Origin of the sequence: Mesorhizobium sp. M1E.F.Ca.ET.045.02.1.1 (genome assembly GCF_003952485.1) — a bacterium.
Taxonomy (GTDB): domain Bacteria; phylum Pseudomonadota; class Alphaproteobacteria; order Rhizobiales; family Rhizobiaceae; genus Mesorhizobium.
The window spans coordinates 2,857,257-2,874,695 of sequence record NZ_CP034447.1; the positions used below are offsets into that span (position 1 = coordinate 2,857,257).

Sequence of the window (17,439 nt, forward strand, 5' to 3'; positions counted from 1 at the left end):
CACAGTCAGAATGCCGGAGGAGGGCTTCCCCTCCGGCATTCCTGTTTCAGGGAGAACGACCGTTGGCTTCGGTAGCCCTCACACATCTTGATCCCGCCTCCAGGGCCGCCGCGCGCGGCTGGTCGGATCTGACCATCCGCAACATGTTCATCATCCCGACGCTGGTTTTCCTGATCGTCTTCAATATTTTTCCGCTGATCTATTCGCTGGGCTATTCCTTCACCAACTTCGCCGCGAACCGCAGCGAGCCCTGGCAGTTCGTGGGCTTGCAGAATTATCGCGAGCTGCTCACCGACGACCACATCTGGTCGAACTTCGTCATCACCGCCAAATACGTGATCGTTTCGGTGGCGGGCCAGATGATCGTGGGCTTCGGCCTTGCGCTGCTGCTCAACCGCAGCTTTCCGATGAAGGGCCTGATCACCACGCTTTTGCTGTTGCCGATGATGATGTCGGCGGCGGTCGTCGGCCTGTTCTGGCAGCTGCTCTACAGCCCGTCCTGGGGCCCGATCAACTACGTCTTCGGCCTGGGCGACTTCGCCTGGCTCTCCAATCCCGACAGCGCGCTTTACGCGGTCGCGATCACCGACATCTGGATGTGGTCGCCCTTCGTCATGCTGCTCTCGCTCGCGGGCCTCTCGGCCGTGCCGCAGCATCTCTACGAGGCCGCCGCGATCGACCGCGCCAGCTGGTGGTACACTTTCACCCGCATCACCTTGCCGCTGGTCTCGCCGATCCTTCTGATCGCGCTGATCTTCCGCACCATGGAGGCCTTCAAGACCTTCGACATCGCCTACACGATGACGACCCAGCCGACCGCCGAACTGATCGCGATCCGGCTCTACAAGCAGGCTTTCCAGCAGTGGGACACAGGCAAGTCCTGCGCGCTGGCCTACATCGTGCTGATCATGGTGCTGGCCATCACCAACCTCTACGTGAAGTATCTCAACAAGGTGAAGGAGCGCTGAGATGGCTGCCGTCCGCACTTCTTCCGAAGTCGCGCTCAATCGCATCGCCATCGTCGCGGTGCTGATCGCCACCTTGATCTTCCTGGCGCCGATCTACTGGATCGCCTCCACGGCCTTCAAGCCGAAGGAACTCGCCGTCAGCGTGCCGCCGACCGTGCTGTTCGAGCCCGAGGTGACGCCGTTCGTGCGGCTCTTCACCAAGCGCGTGCAGATGCAGAAGACCGTCGACCCGCAAGTCTACGAAGCCGCGCCCTGGTGGGAAAAGCGCATCTATGACGGCGGCGAGCGGGTGTTGAAGGTCGGCAAGGACGTGCAGCTTTCGCAATATCCCGACCGCTTCATGAACAGCCTTATCGTGGCCGTGATCAGCACCGTGCTCGCGGTGGGCATGGGAACCTTTACCGCCTATGGCTTCTCGCGCTTCAAGATCGCCGGCGAGGCGGATCTCCTGTTCTTCATCCTGTCCACGCGCATGCTGCCGCCGGTGGTGGTCGCGATCCCGATGTTCCTGATGTACCGGGCGGTCGGCCTCAACGATTCGCATATCGGCCTGATCATCCTCTACGTCGCCTTCAACCTGTCCTTCTCGGTCTGGCTGATGAAGGGCTTCATGGACGAGATCCCGAAGGAGTATGAGGAGGCGGCGCTCGTCGACGGCTATACGCGCATGCAGGCCTTCTTCAAGATCGTGCTGCCGGAAGCGGCGACCGGCATCGCCGCCACCGCCGTGTTCTGCTTCATCACCGCCTGGAACGAGTACGCCTTCGCGCTGATCATGACCAACCGGCGCGCCCAGACGGCGCCGCCCTTCATCCCCAGCCAGATCGGTTCCGGCCTGCCGGACTGGACCACGATCGCGGCGGGCACGTTCCTGTTCCTGCTGCCGGTGGCGATCTTCACCTTCCTGCTGCGCAACCACCTGCTTCGCGGCGTGACGTTCGGAGCGATCCGCAAATGAGTTTTCGCGCCGTCAACGAGAAGTACCTTTTGCCGGCATCGCAGGTCCTGATGGTGCTGGGCATCATTGCGCTCTGCCAGCCATGGAGCCTCAGCCTGCATTCCTATGGTGTGACGATCATCCTAATCGGCCTGATCGGCTTCAACATTACGTCCAAGATTGCGCCGGAGCAGACCGAGGAAACCGGCGCAGCGACGCATGAGGGGGCCGGACAGTGACGCAGATCGAACTTCGCGGCATCGAGAAATTCTTCGGTGCCGTCCAGGTCATCCACAATCTCAACCTCGCCATCGCCGACAACGAGTTCATCGTGCTGCTCGGACAGTCGGGCTGCGGCAAGACCACGACGCTGCGCGCGATAGCAGGGCTGGAGACGATCGACCAGGGCGACATCCTGATCGACGGCAAGGCGGTCCAGCACCTCAAGGCTGCCGACCGCGACATCGCCATGGTATTCCAGTCCTTCTCGCTCTACCCGCATATGACGGTGTTCGAGAACATCGCCTTTCCGCTGCGCGCCACGCGTATGAGCAGCAGCGAGGTCGACACCTCGGTGCGCGAGATAGCAAGGGTGTTGCGCATCACCGACCTGCTCGACAAGAGGCCGTCGGCGCTCTCCGGCGGCGACATGCAGCGCGTAGCGATCGGCCGAGCGTTGGTGCGGCGCCCGAAGGCGATGCTGATGGACGAGCCGATCGGCGCGCTGGACGCCAAGCTGCGCGAGGAGATGCGGGCCGAGATCAAGCGACTGCACGTCAAGCAGGGATCGACCACGATCTACGTCACCCACGACCAGATCGAGGCGATGAGCCTGGCCGACCGCATCGTCATCATGCATGAGGGCTTCATCCAGCAGGTCGGCACGCCTGACGAGGTCTACTCGCATCCGGCCAACCTGTTCGTGGCGCAATTCGTCGGCAGCCCGGTGATGAACATCGCCGAGGCCAGCGTGGCCGACGAGGCCGGGGCGGCCACCGTTGCGGTCGGCGGCGCGCCCAAAGGTTTCGAGTTCCCGCGTGAGCTTCTCGCCAAGCTCAACGGCCACGCCGCCAATGGCGGTCTGACGCTCGGTATCCGTCCGGAGGGCGTGCTGGTCCGGCACGATGCCGCGCCCGGCTATCTACCTGTCGAGGCGCACATCATCGAGCCGCTCGGCTCCTTCGACATCGTCGATCTTCAGGTCGGCTCCAAGATGCTGCGCGCCCGCACCAAGGCCGGCTACGTCTCGGGTCCGGGCGAGAAAGTTCATGCCCGCATCGATCCGGAGCAGGCGCATTTCTTCGACACGGCAAGCGGCAAGTCGCTGGGAGTGAGATTGTGATGGCCGAAGGACACGAGAGGCCAACGATTTGGCCTTTCGAACAATCGAACGCCCGAAGCCATAGCGGAGGGCAGGTCGCCCTCGAAACGAAATTGAGACGGTAGACATGGCCCATATCGAGCTGAAGAACATCACCAAGAAGTTCGGCACTCACACCGCGCTGACCGGCCTCAATCTCGAGATCGCCGATGGCGAATTCTTCGTGCTGCTGGGCGAGACCGGCGCCGGTAAGACGACGACGCTGCGCCTGATCGCCGGGCTGGAGAAGCCGACCGAAGGACAGGTCTTTATCGACGGGGTCGACGTTGCAGGATGGGGTGCGGCCGAGCGCGATGTGGCGCTGGTGCTGCAGCAGTATTCGCTCTATCCGCGTTATACGGTGCGCGAGAACCTCGAATTCCCGCTGAAGCCGAAGATCCGGCGGTTGCCGGATGCCGAGATCAAGGACCGCGTCGCGCGCGCGGCCCGCACGCTCAGGATCGAGCACCTGCTCGACCGCAAGACCGACCGGCTTTCCGGCGGCGAGATGCAGCGCGTGTCGATCGGCCGGGCGATCGTGCGCAAGCCACGCGTGTTCCTCATGGACGAGCCGCTTTCGGCGCTCGATGCCAAGCTGCGCGAGGCGCTGCGAACTGAACTCAAGAACCTGCAGATGCAACTCGGCGCCACCTTCCTGTTCGTCACCCACGATCAGATCGAGGCGATGTCGATGGGCGACAAGGTCGGCGTGCTCAACCATGGCCGCATCGTCCAGACCGGCACGCCGCATGAGATCTACAACAATCCGCGCGACACCTATGTCGCCAGCTTCGTCGGCTCGCCGCCGATGAACCTCATCGACGGCAAGCTGGTCGAGAACCGCGCGGTGATGGCGCCGATGAATTTCGAATTGCCGGTTACTGGGGGAGCCAGGACGGGCGGAGCGACCGACGGTCGCCCGCTCGTCTTCGGCATCCGTCCGGAAGACGTCTATCTGGAAGGCGGCGCGCCGGTCGAGGCGCAGGTCCACGACGTCGAAAACCACGGCGTCGAGAAGATCGTGACGCTGAGGGTCGGCGACACGATGCTGAGAGCCACCGTGCCGGCCAGGACCGCCGTCGAGATCGAGCAGCCGGTGCGCTTCGCCTGGAATCCGGACAAGGTGGTGATGTTCGACAAGGGCAGCGGGGTGAGCTTGCGCCACGCCGGATAGGGCATGGCCCGAAAACCGGAACGGTTTCGACCTATGTTGAACCCGACATAAGCCGAATTATGCGGAGTGGGATTATGTTGGCCGGCAGCTTCGCCGCGCCTCCTATCAGGTTGCGCGACACGTCGTGGTGTTCGGCCAGAGCCACTCAGCGCTTCCTCACACGATCTATCCAGGCCGGGGGCACCCAATAGGGGAAACCGATTCGATGCTCTGATTGACACACCAGCCGGACTACCACCGCGTTGGTCTCGATCGCGCGGCTCGTGATGTCGATAAGCCGCGGAATAATTTGGCGGCTCCAGTCGTTAACTTGGCAGACGGTGGGCATACGCGATGACGCCTGCCGCCACGGAGCTAACCCGTGCGAACCTTGGCTGCGATCGCTGTTGTCCTGTCTGCAATAATCGTCGGACTGGCAAGTTACGCCTATTTCGGATTCTACAATGTTGCTGCCAGCGAGCAGGACGCTAACGTGATCCGTTGGTCGCCCCCCCCCCCCCCCCCCCCCCCCCCCCCCCCCCACTCCGCTGCCTGAGGCCGGAATTTCGGCGGAGTTCGCCAGGAACATGCAACCCCAACCGCCGGACCTTAAAAGAGCAGCAACCACCTTGAATGATGCTGAGCTGTATTGGGTTCTCCAAAACGGCATTAAGATGACCGGGATGCCTGCGTTTGGTCCAACGCATAACCAGGAAGAGCTATGGGCGATGGTGGCCTTTGTTCGCCATCTTCCGAAGATGTCGCTAGCCGAATACGAGAAGATCACCGAAGCCTCCGAAGGTGGGGGGCATCATCAGGCTGAAGGTGAAGACCATGGATCGGCTGCGTCTCGCAAATGAGGTGTAGACGGATAGCGGAAGTGCCGTCGATCGCTGTCGGTCGCGGCGACGAAGGGCTGCCTGATCTTCGGCCTGCGTGGCAAGCATGCGCACCTTGCTGCAGGCGATGAAGCGCCGATGATCAGGGCAGCCCGGCGTTTCTGCTTGGATCCAACCATCCAATCAAGCTGGCTGACGAGCCTGCCTTTTCGCCCGCGGAGACTCCGCGGGCCATTGCTCGGTTACTTCGGCAGATACGTCTCGTAGGGCGTGTCGTTGATCAGCAGGATCACGCATTCGGTGTCCGAGAGGCAGGCATCGTCATGCATCTCGTCGGCCTTCTGGGTCCAGTAGGAGCCCGGCGGCAGTTCCACCTTGGTCGCTTCGCCGCCCTGCATTTGCCAATGGGCCCAGAGCCCCTTTATCACCACCGCGCGGTAGTCGGCGGTGTGGGCGTGGACGGGCGCGTGCCAGTTGCCGGGAACTTTCAGCAGCGTGCCGGCCGGACCCTTGGCCCGCTCGCCCCATAGCGGACCGAGGCGCTGCGGCTGATCCGGTGCCTCGACGACGTAAGGGATCTTGTCGGCGGGCAGGTAGCTGTCTTCGAGCGCGAATGCCCGTCCCGGAAGGATGGCAAGCGCGGCAAGCGCAAGCGATGCAAGGTGATTGGCCATAGCGGTTTCCTCCGCCGGCGAGCTTATGCGGTCCCTGCCGACGGAGAATGGCGTGTCGTCCAAAAGACTTGGCAATTCCTCCAGGGGGAACCGGACAGGATTCAAGCGCCCGGTCTGTCCTCGCCGTCCGCGGTGTTGCGCAGATGGCTCGGCGCGACGCCCATCACCCGCTTGAAGGCGCGGCTGAAGGAAGCTTCCGAATCATAGCCGAGCTTGCTCGCGGCCACCGAAACGCGCATCCCGTCGCGAGCCAGCCATTGCCGCGCCTGATGCATGCGCACGCGCAACACATATTTAGCCGGCGTCTCGCCGACCACGGTGGCGAAACGCTGCGCAAAGGCGGAGCGCGACGCTCCCATCAATCGCGCCAGCGCCGCCACCGTCCAGTCGCGATCGGGCTGCAGATGAATGGCGGCGAGCACCTTGCCGACGTCCGGATTGCGGACGGCGGCGATCCATCCGGTGGCGTCGCCGCAGCCATTCTCCACCCAGGAACGGATGATGGTGGCGGCGAGCACGTCGGCCAGCCGGGCAAGAATGCCACCGGAACCGACGCGGTCCATCGTCACCTCGCCGGCCATCACATCGAGCAGATGCTGGATGCCCGGCGCGTTCGCCATCAGCTTATGCGCCTGCATCAGGTCGGGCATCATGTCGAGCAGCGGATGCGAGCCGTCGAGGTTGAAATGCATGCTGCCGCAAAACAGCAAGGTCTTGCAGCCGTCGCAGCCGTTGGAGACGTCGTAGATGTTCTCGCACACTGGCTCGATGGTGTAGCGGCCGATCGGCACGGGCGGCACGCCCGGCGCGCTGGCCAGCACATGCTCGTCGCCGCGCGGGATCAGCAGCGCATCGCCCACCGAGAGCTCGATCCATTCCCTGGCCGGCGACAGCAGCCAGCAGCCCTGTTGGCCGATGAAATGGAAGCGCGCCGCCTTCTGCGCGGGGAAGGAAACAGCCCAGGGTTCGCCCAGCACGCAGCGGCCGTAATCGACACCGTCGAGCCGCAATCCACGCAGCATGTCGGTCAGCGGATCGCCGGACGCAGGCAATGTGGTTTTGGACGAATTGTAATTCATTTCGGCGTTTCTAGCATGGAAACTCCAGCCAGTCACTCCCTATGTTGCACTGCAGCCAAATGTTGCGGCGCAACCTTTCCGGGGATTTCCCATGACCGAACCCGCCACGGGCGTCATCGACGCCGCCGTTCTCGACAGGACCGAACCCGAGGAGCGAACCGAGCCTGTGTGGGGCGCGGTGGTTTCGCTGGCGCTCGGCGTGTTCGGCCTGGTGACCGCGGAATTCCTGCCCGCCAGCCTGCTGACGCGGCTGGCGCAGGATCTCGGCGTCAGCGAAGGCGCCGCCGGCCAGGCGGTGACGGCGACGGCCGTCGTCGGCGCGATCGCAGCACCCACCATGGCCATTGTAACCAAGCGGCTCGACCGCAGGCTGGTCATGTGGATGCTCACGGTGCTTCTCATCGTCTCCAACCTGCTCGCCGCCTTCGCATCCTCGCTCACGATGCTGCTTCTGGCCCGCGTGGTTCTGGGCGTAGCGCTTGGCGGTTTCTGGTCGATGTCGGCCGCCATGGCGATGCGGCTGGTGCCGATGCGGCTGATGCCGCGCGCCATGTCGATCATCCTGACCGGCGTTTCGGTGGCGACCGTCACCGCTGCGCCCGTGGGCGCCTATGTCGGCGACATCTGGGGCTGGCGCACGGCCTTCATGATCGCGGCCGTCGTCGGCGCGCTGACCTTGCTGGTGCAGCTTGCCACCATTCCCAGTCTGCCGCCGACGGCCGTGGCAAGCTTCCGGACCCTGATCGAGGTGCTGAAGCGGCCGACGATCCGCGTCGCCCTGCTGGTCGTGCTGCTCGTCGCCTCCGGGCAGTTTGCCGGCTTCACCTATGTGCGGCCGTTCCTCGAGACTGTGCCGGTGATGCCGATCGAGACGATCTCGCTGGTGCTGCTCGCCTACGGCATCGGCGGCTTCTTCGGCAATTTCGCCGGCGCCTTCCTGGCCGAGCGCAACCTGAAACTTGCCGTCGGGCTGGCGCCGCTTCTGATCGCGCTGTCGGCGCTCGCCATGCTCGCGCTCGGCGCCGCGCCGGTGATCGCGGCCATCGCGGTTGCCGCCTGGGGCTTTGCCTTCGGCGCGGTGCCGGTCGGGCTGCAGACCTGGCTGGTGCGTGCCGCGCCCGACCAGGCCGAGAGCGCCGGCGGCCTGATGGTCGCGACGTTCCAGGTGGCGATCGCGCTGGGTGCGGTGTTCGGCGGCCTGCTGGTCGACCACGCCGGCGTGGCGAGCGCCTTCGCCTATGGTGCCGTGGCGACGCTGCTCGCGGCTCTGGTAACGTTCGCGATGGGGCCGAGACAGGCTGAGTAGTCTGGTCGCTATGATCTCTCTCGTGTCGGCCCGGAGCCTCCAGAGCTTCGGGCCGATGCCGTCATGATGGCCGCTGCGAAAAGTCGATGATTTGGCCAACGGAGAAGCTGCCGCCGGCGGCACTCAGGCTCGACACCATCATGCGATCACCGAAGCCACCGGCCTTCTTGGCGAAAACGGCAAGGTCGGTCCATAGCCGAACCGCATTACAAGATCAGGTCTGCGGGTCTCGCCGATGATCGCCGCCAGGTCGGCGCGCAGACGCGCGACCTCGACGGGCTGATTGATAAAGGCGGTCTTGAGCCCCAACTTGGTCGCTGCCAAAGCGAAGCGCTGGCATGCCTGGCCGACCCTGATCCAGTGATCATGGTCCGGTCGCTCGCCAAAAAAGATCGCGACCCCGGCGGATGAGTCGATTTGACGGGCGTAGTTCTGATTTTCTTGCGCGACGTTGAATAGCTGGTCGAACGCGACCCAACCCAAGCCGGTCGGCAACGCCGGGTTGCCGCTCGAGGCGGAGAAGAGCCCATCGCCGCTTGCCATCGCGCTGCGCGGGTTGAATCGTATCCACTGTTTCAACTCATGCATGAACGCGGGGTCGTTCATCTGATCCTCGTTGCCGGCAAGGGCAAGATCCCGCACCTGCTTCATCCGCTCCTGGTCCGTAACGAGCGCCAGGCTCACGCCCGGCATCGCCGCTGTCCGCTCAAGTTCAACGAGATCCGCCGGAGGGATGGCGCGACCGTCGTATTCGGCACGCGTCGATTGGCGTTTCGAAATGGCATCGACAAGAGGGTCCGCCTTCGGCGCGCCCATGACATAGTCGTAACGGACTCCGTTACCATCCGCCGTGAGCGAGGCCTCGCCGGAACGGCCAGTCGCCGCCGCTGCGAGCGCGAGGTTGGCCGCGGCGCATCCCAGGCTGACATAGAGATGATGGTCGTCAGGATCGACGACGGGAGTTCGTCGCCGGAAGTCAGGCCGGATCTCGATTGCCTGCCCTTCAAGCCGGAATTGCCAGGGCTGCGTATTGTGACTGTTGGCCGCCAGGGTTGCGTAACGGATCACGGCTTCAAGATCGGGCGTCAGCCGGTCGCGCAATCCGGCGGCGAAGGCCTGATACTGGACCATCGACCCGACCGCCGATCGCCAAGCGGCGACACCGGCGCCCGCCGCGACAAGCGCCGCGCCTGCGCCCACGAGCATCGTTCGCCTGTTCATCGCGCCCTCTCGAATAAGCTCGCAGGCAAGATAGTGCCGGTCCGAGAATCGCCCTTGATCTCAATCAAGGCCCCGTTGGTCGACCATGCCGGCGTGGGGCAATGGTCGCCTTTGCTTGCTCGGGCTTGGCGTTCTGGCGCTGCTAAAGCGCGTCACGCTGAAACGAATTCAGGCGACGCGCTTTAAATCTTGTTTGATGCATGTCGTTGTCCCAAAACCGCTGCGCACTTTTGGGCGACATGCATCAGGCGGCGCGGCCGTCGAACTCGAAGACCTGCACTGCGGGTAGGTTGACGCCCTCGAGGCAGTTGAAGTTGATGTAGGCGCTGCGCTCGCTGCCCTGGCCGACATCCTCGGCGAAGGGATGGATGCCGCAGGTCCGGCAGAAACGATGCGCGATCGCACCCCTGCCAAAGGTGTATTTGCCGAGATCGTCTCCCCAGGCGACCAGGCGCATGCTTTCGTGCGGCACGGCCCAAAGCAACGCGCCCTTGCGGCCGCAGATCGAGCAGTTGCAGCGCACGGCGCCGCCAAGCTCGCCTTCGACCTCGAACGCCACCTTGCCGCAGTGGCAACTGCCTTTGTACAGCATCAGTCTTTTCCTATCGCTGGCAGGTGCACAGGCACGCTTGCCGGGTTATCCCTTGCGCTGGCCTAGCCGACCGCATCAAGTCTTTGTTTTCACGCAATTCCGGACGGAAAACCGCTACACACTTTTCCTGGAATTGCTTTAAAGACGTTGCATCCTTGCGGAGTCCGACATCGACATGCAATCCGTTCGCGACCGCCTCGAAATCATCCTGTCACGTCTTGCCAATCGCGCCGCGGACGAGAAGGTGTACACAAAGCTCTATGTCGAGGCCGCGCGGGCAGCAGCCACCGGGGCCGACGCCCGCCATAAGGCCGGCGTAAGCCTCGGCCCGCTCGACGGCACGATCGTCTCGATCAAGGACTTGTTCGACGTCGCCGGCGAGCCGACCCGGGCGGGTTCGCTGATGTTCGCCAGTGCCCAGCCTGCCGCGCGGGACGCGGCGATCGCGCGCAGGCTGCGCCAGGCCGGCGCCGTGATCCTCGGCAAGACCAACATGACCGAATTCGCCTTCACCGCGATCGGCGACAATCTGCATTACGGCACGCCGGGCAACGCCGCCGATGCCAGCCTGATTCCGGGCGGCTCCTCGTCCGGAGCCGCGGTCGCCGTCGGCGAGGGCAGCAGCGATATCTCGATCGGCTCGGACACCGGCGGCTCGGTGCGCATTCCGGCCTCGCTCAACGGCGTCGTCGGCTTCAAGCCGACGGCGCGGCGCGTGCCTTTAGCCGGCGCCTTTCGCTTGTCGGCGACACTGGATTCGATCGGGCCGCTCGCCCGCAGCGTAGCCGATTGCATGGCTGCCGACGCGATCATGGCGGGCGAGGAGCCGACTTCTCTCCAGCCCATCCCGCTCGCCGGCCTGCGTGTCGGCATCCCGCGCGGCGTGCTCTTCGACGAGACGCAAGCCGAGGTCGCCGCAGCCTTCGAGCAGTGCATCGGCAAGATCGGACAAGTCGGCGGACGCGTCGCCGACTTGCCGATCGACGATCTCATCGCCGAGATGCGCGCAGCGACAAAAAGGGCTTCGATCGCGTCGATGGAAGGTGCGGAAGTGCATGCCGATTGGCTGGCTGCCGGCGCGTCGGTGCCGGTCGATCCGCATGTCAGCGGGCCTTTGTCGCGCGCGCTGACGGTTCCCGCTTCCGCCTACATCAGGACAATCCGCCGCCGGACAGAACTGGTTGCGGCCATCGAGGAACGGCTGCAAGCGATCGATGTGCTTGCCCTGCCGACCGTGCCGATGGTTGCGCCGTCCATTGCGGCTATGGCCGGCGATGAAGCGCTGCGAGACCGAACGGAAGGTCTGTTGCTGCGCAACACCCAGGTCGCCAACCAGTTCGACCTGTGTGCGATCTCGCTGCCCTTGCCTGGCATGAGGCTGCCGGCCGGGCTGATGCTGGTGGCGCGCAACGGTCACGACCGACGTCTTCTCGGCATCGCCGCGGCTGTGGAGGCTTTGCTGAGAGGTTGAGGGCTCAGCGTACCGAGCAGTGGCCGCGCTCGCTGTCCTTCGCTGCCCTCTCGATGCCTGTCGCTACCAGCGTCGGCAGGCTGTATTGCTTGCCATTGAAGGTATGCGGGCGGTTCTCGATCGTGCCGGCAACGACGACCTTGCCGGCATAGAGCTTGTCCTGGAGATCGAGCGCCTTGTCCTGTTGCGGCAGGCCGCCGATGTCGATCGAGACACCCTTGATGATCTTGCCTGAGGCGAGGTCAAGCGCGCTGTTCGAGGGGCAGGGCGCCATCACGCAGCGCAGGCCGTTGTCGCAGGGCACGTAGCTGCCCTGTCCGCCGGCGCCGGCTTCGGCCGCGGACAGGCAGAGGGCAGTGATCAGAAGGGCTGGCGCGACGCTCTTGGTCATGGCAAGAAGGTCGTCGTCAAATCCGGGAAAATTGAGGCGTCCGCCAGACGTCAGTCGGTCGGGAAGCGGCGCCGGTAATGGTCGATCACTTCCGGGTTGCGCAGGTTGACCGGCAATTTGTCGGCAAGCACCAGCAACGCCTCGTTCGCCGCGCCAACACCCATGCGCATCATCGATTCCTCGGTGATGCCTGCCATATGCGGGGTGACGATGACGTTGTCGAAGCCGAAATAAGGATGGTTCGGCGGCAGCGGCTGGGTCGCGAAGACGTCGAGCGCAGCTCCGCCGATGCGGCCCTTTCGCAGGGCTTCGATCAACGCCTCGTGATCGATCACCGGTCCGCGCGAGACATTGATCAAAAGCGCATTGGGCTTCATGCGGGCGATGCGCTCGCGGCTGATCAGGCCGCGCGTCTCTTCGGTCAGCGGGCAGCAGAGGACGATGATGTCGCTCTGCTCGACCAGCGCGTCGATCGACAGGAAGCCGACGCGCTCGGGCGCCGGGCGCAGGCTGCGCGTCGTCGCCACGACATTGAGGTCGAAGCCGTGCGCGGCGATATGGCCGACGGCCTGGCCGACCGCGCCGAGGCCGACAATGCCGACCGTCTTGCCGGCAAGTTCGCTGGTGGAATTGGCGTGTTCGCGCCCGGCGAGCCAGCCCTTGGCACGCAGGTCGCGATCCATCACGCGGAAGCGCCGCAAGAGCGCGAGCGCCACGAACATCACATGTTCGGCGACCGAGCGGGCATTCACGGCCGGCACGTTCGCCACCAGCACGCCGGCAGCGGTGGCGGCCTCGACCGGGATCATGTCTAGCCCCGCGCCATGGCGGATCGCGGCGCGCAAATTGTCTGCGCCATCGAACAGCTCCGGCGGCAGCGGCGCGCGCACGATGACGATGTCGGCGTCGCGGGCCTCGGCGACCAGGGTCTTGGCATCGAGGGCGGAAGCGATTGCCAGCTTGCCTGCCCCCGCCAGCATGGCCGTGGCGCGCGGGTGCAGTGGATGCGTCGACAGGATTTTCGGCATCGTCAGGTTCAGGCCTTTTCGAGCGCCATGTTTTTCGGCTCCGTCAAGCGACCTTCGATGATCCCCTTCCAGTAGCTCTCGGCCCCTTGCAGGTGCGCGCTCATCAGCGCCTGGGCGAGATTGCCGTCGCGGCGCAGCAGCGCCTCGTAGATCTGGATGTGCTCGGCATGCGAACGCACGCTGCGCTCGGGGTCGTTGAAATAGATCGGCAGGCGCTGCTCGCCCATCAGGTAATAGACGCTGCAGATGTTGTGGAAGACGCCGTTCTTGGTCGCCCGCACGATCTCGAGATGGAACTCGCGGTCTTCCTTGGCGAGGCCTTCGCCGGCGGCGATGCGCTCTTCGGAAGCCTTCAGGATCTCGCGCAGCCGCTCGAAATTTTCCTCGGTGGCGCGCGAGCAGGCAAGCTCGGCCGCCTTGATCTCATGGATCTTGCGCAGCTCGACGGTCTCGTAGATCTGCACCGGATCGAGCGGCAGGCCCGCGCGGGCGAAAAGCGCTAACGCTTCTACGCTTGCCTGCTTGGTGTCGATGTAGATGCCTGATTTGGCGCGGCGCTCGACGATGCGCATGGCTTCCAAAATCGCCAGCGCTTCGCGGATCTGGCCACGGCTGACGCCGAAATGCTCCGCCAGTTCGCGCTCCGACGGCGTGCGGCCCGACTCCTTGTCCGAGTTGGAGAACAGATAGGCGGCGAGTTCCGCGAGGAGGTTCTTCTCTTTCATCGTCAAATGCGTTGCGCGTGCGCCTCCAGGAACCGCTCCGAAATGGTGAAACCCAGTCCGGGCTTTTCAGGGATCGCTATCATACCGTCTTTCGCTTCGACAGTCTCTTCGACGAGATCATGGATCATCGGATTGGCGCCAAGCGAATATTCGACGATGAAGCTGGCGGGCGAAGCCGCGCAGACATGCAGCCCGGCAAAGAAGCAGGGCGCCCCGGCCCAAAGATGCGGCGCAAAGCGCAGGTTGAAGGCGCTGGCGATGGTGCCGATCTTCATCGCCTCGCTGATGCCGCCGCAGAAGGCGGGGTCCGGCTGGAAGATATCGGCCGATTTCAGCAAGGCAAGATCGCGGAAGGCGAAGCGCGTCGCCTCGCTCTCGCCAGTGGCGATCGGGGTCGAACCCGAGGCGCGCACCTCGGCCATGCCGGGCTTGTCGTCGGCGATCACCGGCTCTTCGAACCAGGCGAGGTCGAGGTCGGCGGTGAGGCTGATGAAGCGCTTCGCCTCGGCGACGGTATAGGTGCCGTGCGCGTCGACCATCAGCTCGATATCCGGACCGACCGCTTCCCTCGCGGCGCGCACGCGCGCGGCCGAAATATGCGGCGCGCCGTCCATGGCGCCGATGCGCATCTTCAGCGCTTTGAAGCCGCCCTTGGCGATGTAGGATTTGAGCTGGTCGCCGATCGCATCGGCGCCGGCCCAGCCTCCCGACGCATAGGCCTGCATGCGCTCGACCTTGCGACCGCCGAGGAGCCGCCAGACCGGCTGCCCCAGCGACTTGCCGAGGATGTCCCAGAGCGCGATGTCGACAGCGCTGATCGCCGCCACGCTCATGCCGCGCCGCGCCAGCTGCGGCATGGCGTGGCCGGCATGGGCGGCCGTGTTGTGACGCACGCCGTTGTAAAGCATTTCCCAGATGATGCCGATGTCGGCCGGGTCGCGGCCGATGAGCTGCGGCGCGATCTCGTGGTTCAGCATGTGGACCAGCGCGCCATAGCTGCCGGCGCTGCCGGCGGCGTTCTTGCCTTCGCCCCAGCCGACCAGGCCGTCATCGGTCTCGATGCGCAAAATGGCGGCATCGAACGTCGTGACCTGACCGAAGTCGCTGCGATGCTGCTTTGCGACTTCGATCGGTACGCGAACCCACCAGGCCTGGACGTCTCTGATACGCATCTTCATCCCCGGCCCCGCCGCCCGGTCGGGCGGAAGGGCATCAATCGGACCGGCTACTTGATCAGCGGCAGCAGCGTTTCGGCCGTGATACGCATCTGGTCGGTGTAGAATTTCTCGGTGAGCAGGCTGGAGCCGTGGTCCTGGATGAATTTGAGCTGCTCGGGCGAGATATCGACAGGGTTGCGCTCCACCATTTCCGGATAGGGCGCGGCCGGTGTGCGGTCGACCGGCGCGACGAACTCATTGGTCAGCGCGCCGTCATAGCCGATCTCCTTCAGCGTGCCGACGATCTTCGGCCAGTCGATCTGGCCGAGGCCCGCGGCGAAGCGGTTGTTGTCGGCGACATGGAAATCGAACAGGCGCTTTCCGACCTGGCGGATAGCGTCATAGACGTTAAATTCCTCCATGTGGATGTGATAGGCGTCGAGGCACACGCCGCATTCCGGGCTGACCGCGTCGGCGAGCGCGAGCGCCTGGGCGCCACGGTTGAAGAGATAGGTCTCGAAGCGGTTGAGCGGCTCGATAGCGATCCTGACGCCGACCTTCTTGGCATGGGCGAAGCATTCGCGCGTGGCGTCCACCACCCAGCCCCACTCTTCCGCCTCGGTGCCGTCCGGCACCACCTTGCCGACGGTGGCGGGAACCAGCGTGATGATCTCGCCGTCGAGCTCGCTCACCATGGTCAGCACGTCCTTGACATATTGCACCGAGCGCTCGCGCTGGCCTTGGTTCTTGGCGGCGAGGTTGCGTTCGCCCAGCATCAGCGTCACCGAGCCCCAGCAGCGGATGCCGTGCTCCTTCAACAGCGCACGCGTTTCCTTGATCTTGTATTGAGCGGGCTCGCCGGAAATTTCGATCGACTCATAGCCGAGTTTCTTGATCCGCTTGAGCGTCACCTCCAGCGGCTCCGCCCGCATCCAGTTGTGCGTCGAAAGATGCATGATCTATCCTTCCCAGAATTCGCCTGTCACGTTTGCCCACGACGTCTCCCAAGGAGCGCGCCGCACGATTCCTCCCCAGGGCGTTCCAGCGATTTTTCTCGAAACTGGTTCTACCAATTGGGTCTAACAGGACCTCTACAGCAAATTCGCATGAACGGCAAGAAGACCGCGAACAGGGCCTCGACCTTCGCGTAATTTGTTGATTTAAATGGATTTAGCCTATCTTCTGCAATCGCTCTTGCTGCTCTTCCGCTGTTTCCGGCCGCTTGACCAAATTTCCGGATTTGGTAATACCAGAATGGCACCATGCTTCGGTGCCGATACCGAACGACCAAACAGGCTAGCCCTCACTCCAATCGGCGCTATGCTTGGTCCGTGAAAAACGAGAGGGAGGATGCCGATGCCGACGACGATGAAGGGTCCCGGCCTGTTTCTGGCGCAGTTCGCGGGCGATGCCGCACCGTTCAATTCGCTGGCCTCGATCACCAAATGGGCGGCCGGCCTGGGCTACAAGGGCGTGCAGATCCCAACCTGGGACGGCCGCTTGTTCGATCTGAAGATGGCGGCGTCGTCGAAAACCTATTGCGACGAGGTGAAGGGCATCTGCGCGGATGCAGGCGTCGAGATCACCGAATTGTCGACGCATCTGCAGGGTCAGCTCGTCGCGGTGCACCCGGCCTATGACGCGCAGTTCGACGGCTTCGCGCCGGCCGAGGTGCACAACAATCCGAAGGCGCGTCAGAAATGGGCGGTCGAGCAGATGGAGTTCGGCGCCAAGGCGTCGAAGAATCTGGCCTTGAAGGCCTCGGTGAGCTTCAGCGGCGCGCTTGCCTTTCCCTACCTTTATCCGTGGCCGCAGCGGCCACCAGGCCTGATCGAAGAAGCCTTCGCCGAACTCGGCAAGCGCTGGAAGCCGATCCTCGACGTGTATGACGAGAACGGCGTCGATGTCGGCTACGAGATTCACCCGGGCGAGGATGTGTTCGACGGCGCGACCTTCGAAATGTTCCTCGACGCGGTCGGCGGCCACAAGCGCTGCAACATCAACTACGACCCGTCGCATTTCTTGCTGCAGCAGCTCGATTATCTCGAATTCATCGACATCTACCACGAGCGGATCAAGGCATTTCATGTCAAGGACGCCGAGTTCAACCCGACGGGACGGCAGGGCGTCTATTCCGGCTATCAGGGCTGGGTGAACCGGGCAGGACGTTTCCGTTCGCTCGGCGACGGGCAGGTGGATTTCAGTGGCATCTTCTCCAAGCTCACCCAGTACAATTACGATTCCTGGGCGGTGCTGGAATGGGAATGCTGCCTCAAGCATCCGGAAGACGGTGCGGCCGAAGGCGCGCCCTTCATCCAGCATCACATCATCCGGGTCACGGAGAGGGCTTTCGACGATTTCGCCGGCGGCACCAGCGACAAGAAGCTGCTGCGCGCGATGATGGGGATTTAGCACCGCTTTCCCTCCCCCACGAGGGGAGGGTGGCCCGAAGGGCCGGGTGGGGTCGGTTCATGCCGAGCTCCACGCCGGGCGACCCCACCCGATCCGCTGCGCGGATCGACCTCCCCTCAAGGGGAG

The 17,439-nt window shown here is 64.0% G+C and carries 18 protein-coding genes; 9 read left to right on the forward strand and 9 right to left on the reverse strand.

Annotated features, from left to right (window positions below):
• Positions 1-62 precede the first annotated feature (62 nt).
• The 6 genes from EJ070_RS13800 to EJ070_RS13825 all read left to right on the forward strand — a co-directional run bounded on the left by EJ070_RS13800 (position 63) and on the right by EJ070_RS13825 (position 5,278).
• The gene (locus EJ070_RS13800) at positions 63-968 is read left to right on the forward strand and encodes a sugar ABC transporter permease (protein WP_126091850.1); all 906 of its coding nucleotides are present in this window, start codon (positions 63-65) and stop codon (positions 966-968) included.
• Position 969: 1 nt separating this feature from the next.
• The gene (locus tag EJ070_RS13805; RefSeq protein ID WP_126091851.1) at positions 970-1,926 is read left to right on the forward strand and encodes a carbohydrate ABC transporter permease; all 957 of its coding nucleotides are present in this window, start codon (positions 970-972) and stop codon (positions 1,924-1,926) included.
• Entirely contained in the window at positions 1,923-2,144 is a 222-nt protein-coding gene (locus EJ070_RS13810; RefSeq protein WP_126091852.1) for a hypothetical protein, read from the forward strand. The genes EJ070_RS13805 and EJ070_RS13810 overlap by 4 nt, the downstream gene beginning before the upstream one ends.
• Positions 2,141-3,247 carry an ABC transporter ATP-binding protein gene (locus EJ070_RS13815; RefSeq protein WP_126091853.1) on the forward strand — a complete coding sequence of 369 codons (1,107 nt, stop codon included), beginning with the start codon at positions 2,141-2,143 and terminating at the stop codon, positions 3,245-3,247. Before EJ070_RS13810 ends, EJ070_RS13815 begins: the two co-directional genes overlap by 4 nt.
• Positions 3,248-3,353: 106 nt before the next feature.
• Entirely contained in the window at positions 3,354-4,439 is a 1,086-nt protein-coding gene (locus EJ070_RS13820) for an ABC transporter ATP-binding protein (protein ID WP_126091854.1), read from the forward strand.
• A gap of 566 nt (positions 4,440-5,005) precedes the next feature.
• Entirely contained in the window at positions 5,006-5,278 is a 273-nt protein-coding gene (locus EJ070_RS13825) for a cytochrome c (protein ID WP_126091855.1), read from the forward strand.
• Between the two features lie 221 nt (positions 5,279-5,499).
• Here EJ070_RS13825 and EJ070_RS13830 read toward each other — a convergent pair whose 3' ends face one another.
• Positions 5,500-5,931, reverse strand: a complete 432-nt coding sequence (locus EJ070_RS13830) for a DUF4437 domain-containing protein (protein WP_126091856.1) — start codon at positions 5,929-5,931, stop codon at positions 5,500-5,502.
• Positions 5,932-6,032: 101 nt separating this feature from the next.
• Positions 6,033-7,010 (reverse strand): AraC family transcriptional regulator, encoded by a 978-nt coding sequence (locus EJ070_RS13835; protein WP_126091857.1) that lies wholly within the window; start codon positions 7,008-7,010, stop codon positions 6,033-6,035.
• Between the two features lie 91 nt (positions 7,011-7,101).
• Between EJ070_RS13835 and EJ070_RS13840 the strand changes: the two genes are divergently transcribed.
• On the forward strand, positions 7,102-8,316 hold the full coding sequence (locus EJ070_RS13840; protein WP_126091858.1) for an MFS transporter: 1,215 nt from the start codon (positions 7,102-7,104) through the stop codon (positions 8,314-8,316).
• Between the two features lie 138 nt (positions 8,317-8,454).
• Here EJ070_RS13840 and EJ070_RS13845 read toward each other — a convergent pair whose 3' ends face one another.
• Positions 8,455-9,537 carry a nitroreductase family protein gene (locus tag EJ070_RS13845; RefSeq protein ID WP_126091859.1) on the reverse strand — a complete coding sequence of 361 codons (1,083 nt, stop codon included), beginning with the start codon at positions 9,535-9,537 and terminating at the stop codon, positions 8,455-8,457.
• Between the two features lie 244 nt (positions 9,538-9,781).
• On the reverse strand, positions 9,782-10,129 hold the full coding sequence (locus tag EJ070_RS13850) for a GFA family protein (protein ID WP_126091860.1): 348 nt from the start codon (positions 10,127-10,129) through the stop codon (positions 9,782-9,784).
• A 175-nt stretch (positions 10,130-10,304) separates the two neighbouring features.
• Between EJ070_RS13850 and EJ070_RS13855 the strand changes: the two genes are divergently transcribed.
• Positions 10,305-11,600: an amidase gene (locus tag EJ070_RS13855; protein ID WP_126091861.1), complete on the forward strand. Its 1,296-nt coding sequence runs from the start codon at positions 10,305-10,307 to the stop codon at positions 11,598-11,600.
• A 4-nt stretch (positions 11,601-11,604) separates the two neighbouring features.
• On the opposite strand, the gene EJ070_RS13860 is transcribed toward EJ070_RS13855, so the two are convergent.
• The 5 genes from EJ070_RS13860 to EJ070_RS13880 are packed head-to-tail and all read right to left on the reverse strand — an operon-like array spanning position 11,605 to position 15,857.
• The gene (locus EJ070_RS13860) at positions 11,605-11,991 is read right to left on the reverse strand and encodes a hypothetical protein (RefSeq protein ID WP_189350527.1); all 387 of its coding nucleotides are present in this window, start codon (positions 11,989-11,991) and stop codon (positions 11,605-11,607) included.
• 50 nt (positions 11,992-12,041) lie between these two features.
• Positions 12,042-13,019, reverse strand: coding sequence for a hydroxyacid dehydrogenase (locus EJ070_RS13865; protein ID WP_126091862.1), 978 nt, complete (start codon positions 13,017-13,019; stop codon positions 12,042-12,044).
• Positions 13,020-13,027: 8 nt separating this feature from the next.
• Positions 13,028-13,744: a FadR/GntR family transcriptional regulator gene (locus tag EJ070_RS13870; RefSeq protein ID WP_126091863.1), complete on the reverse strand. Its 717-nt coding sequence runs from the start codon at positions 13,742-13,744 to the stop codon at positions 13,028-13,030.
• 2 nt (positions 13,745-13,746) lie between these two features.
• Complete coding sequence (locus tag EJ070_RS13875) at positions 13,747-14,916, reverse strand: mandelate racemase/muconate lactonizing enzyme family protein (protein WP_126091864.1); 1,170 nt, start codon at positions 14,914-14,916, stop codon at positions 13,747-13,749.
• A gap of 53 nt (positions 14,917-14,969) precedes the next feature.
• Complete coding sequence (locus EJ070_RS13880) at positions 14,970-15,857, reverse strand: sugar phosphate isomerase/epimerase (protein ID WP_126091865.1); 888 nt, start codon at positions 15,855-15,857, stop codon at positions 14,970-14,972.
• 400 nt (positions 15,858-16,257) lie between these two features.
• Between EJ070_RS13880 and EJ070_RS13885 the strand changes: the two genes are divergently transcribed.
• Complete coding sequence (locus EJ070_RS13885; RefSeq protein ID WP_126091866.1) at positions 16,258-17,313, forward strand: sugar phosphate isomerase/epimerase; 1,056 nt, start codon at positions 16,258-16,260, stop codon at positions 17,311-17,313.
• Positions 17,314-17,439: the final 126 nt, after the last annotated feature.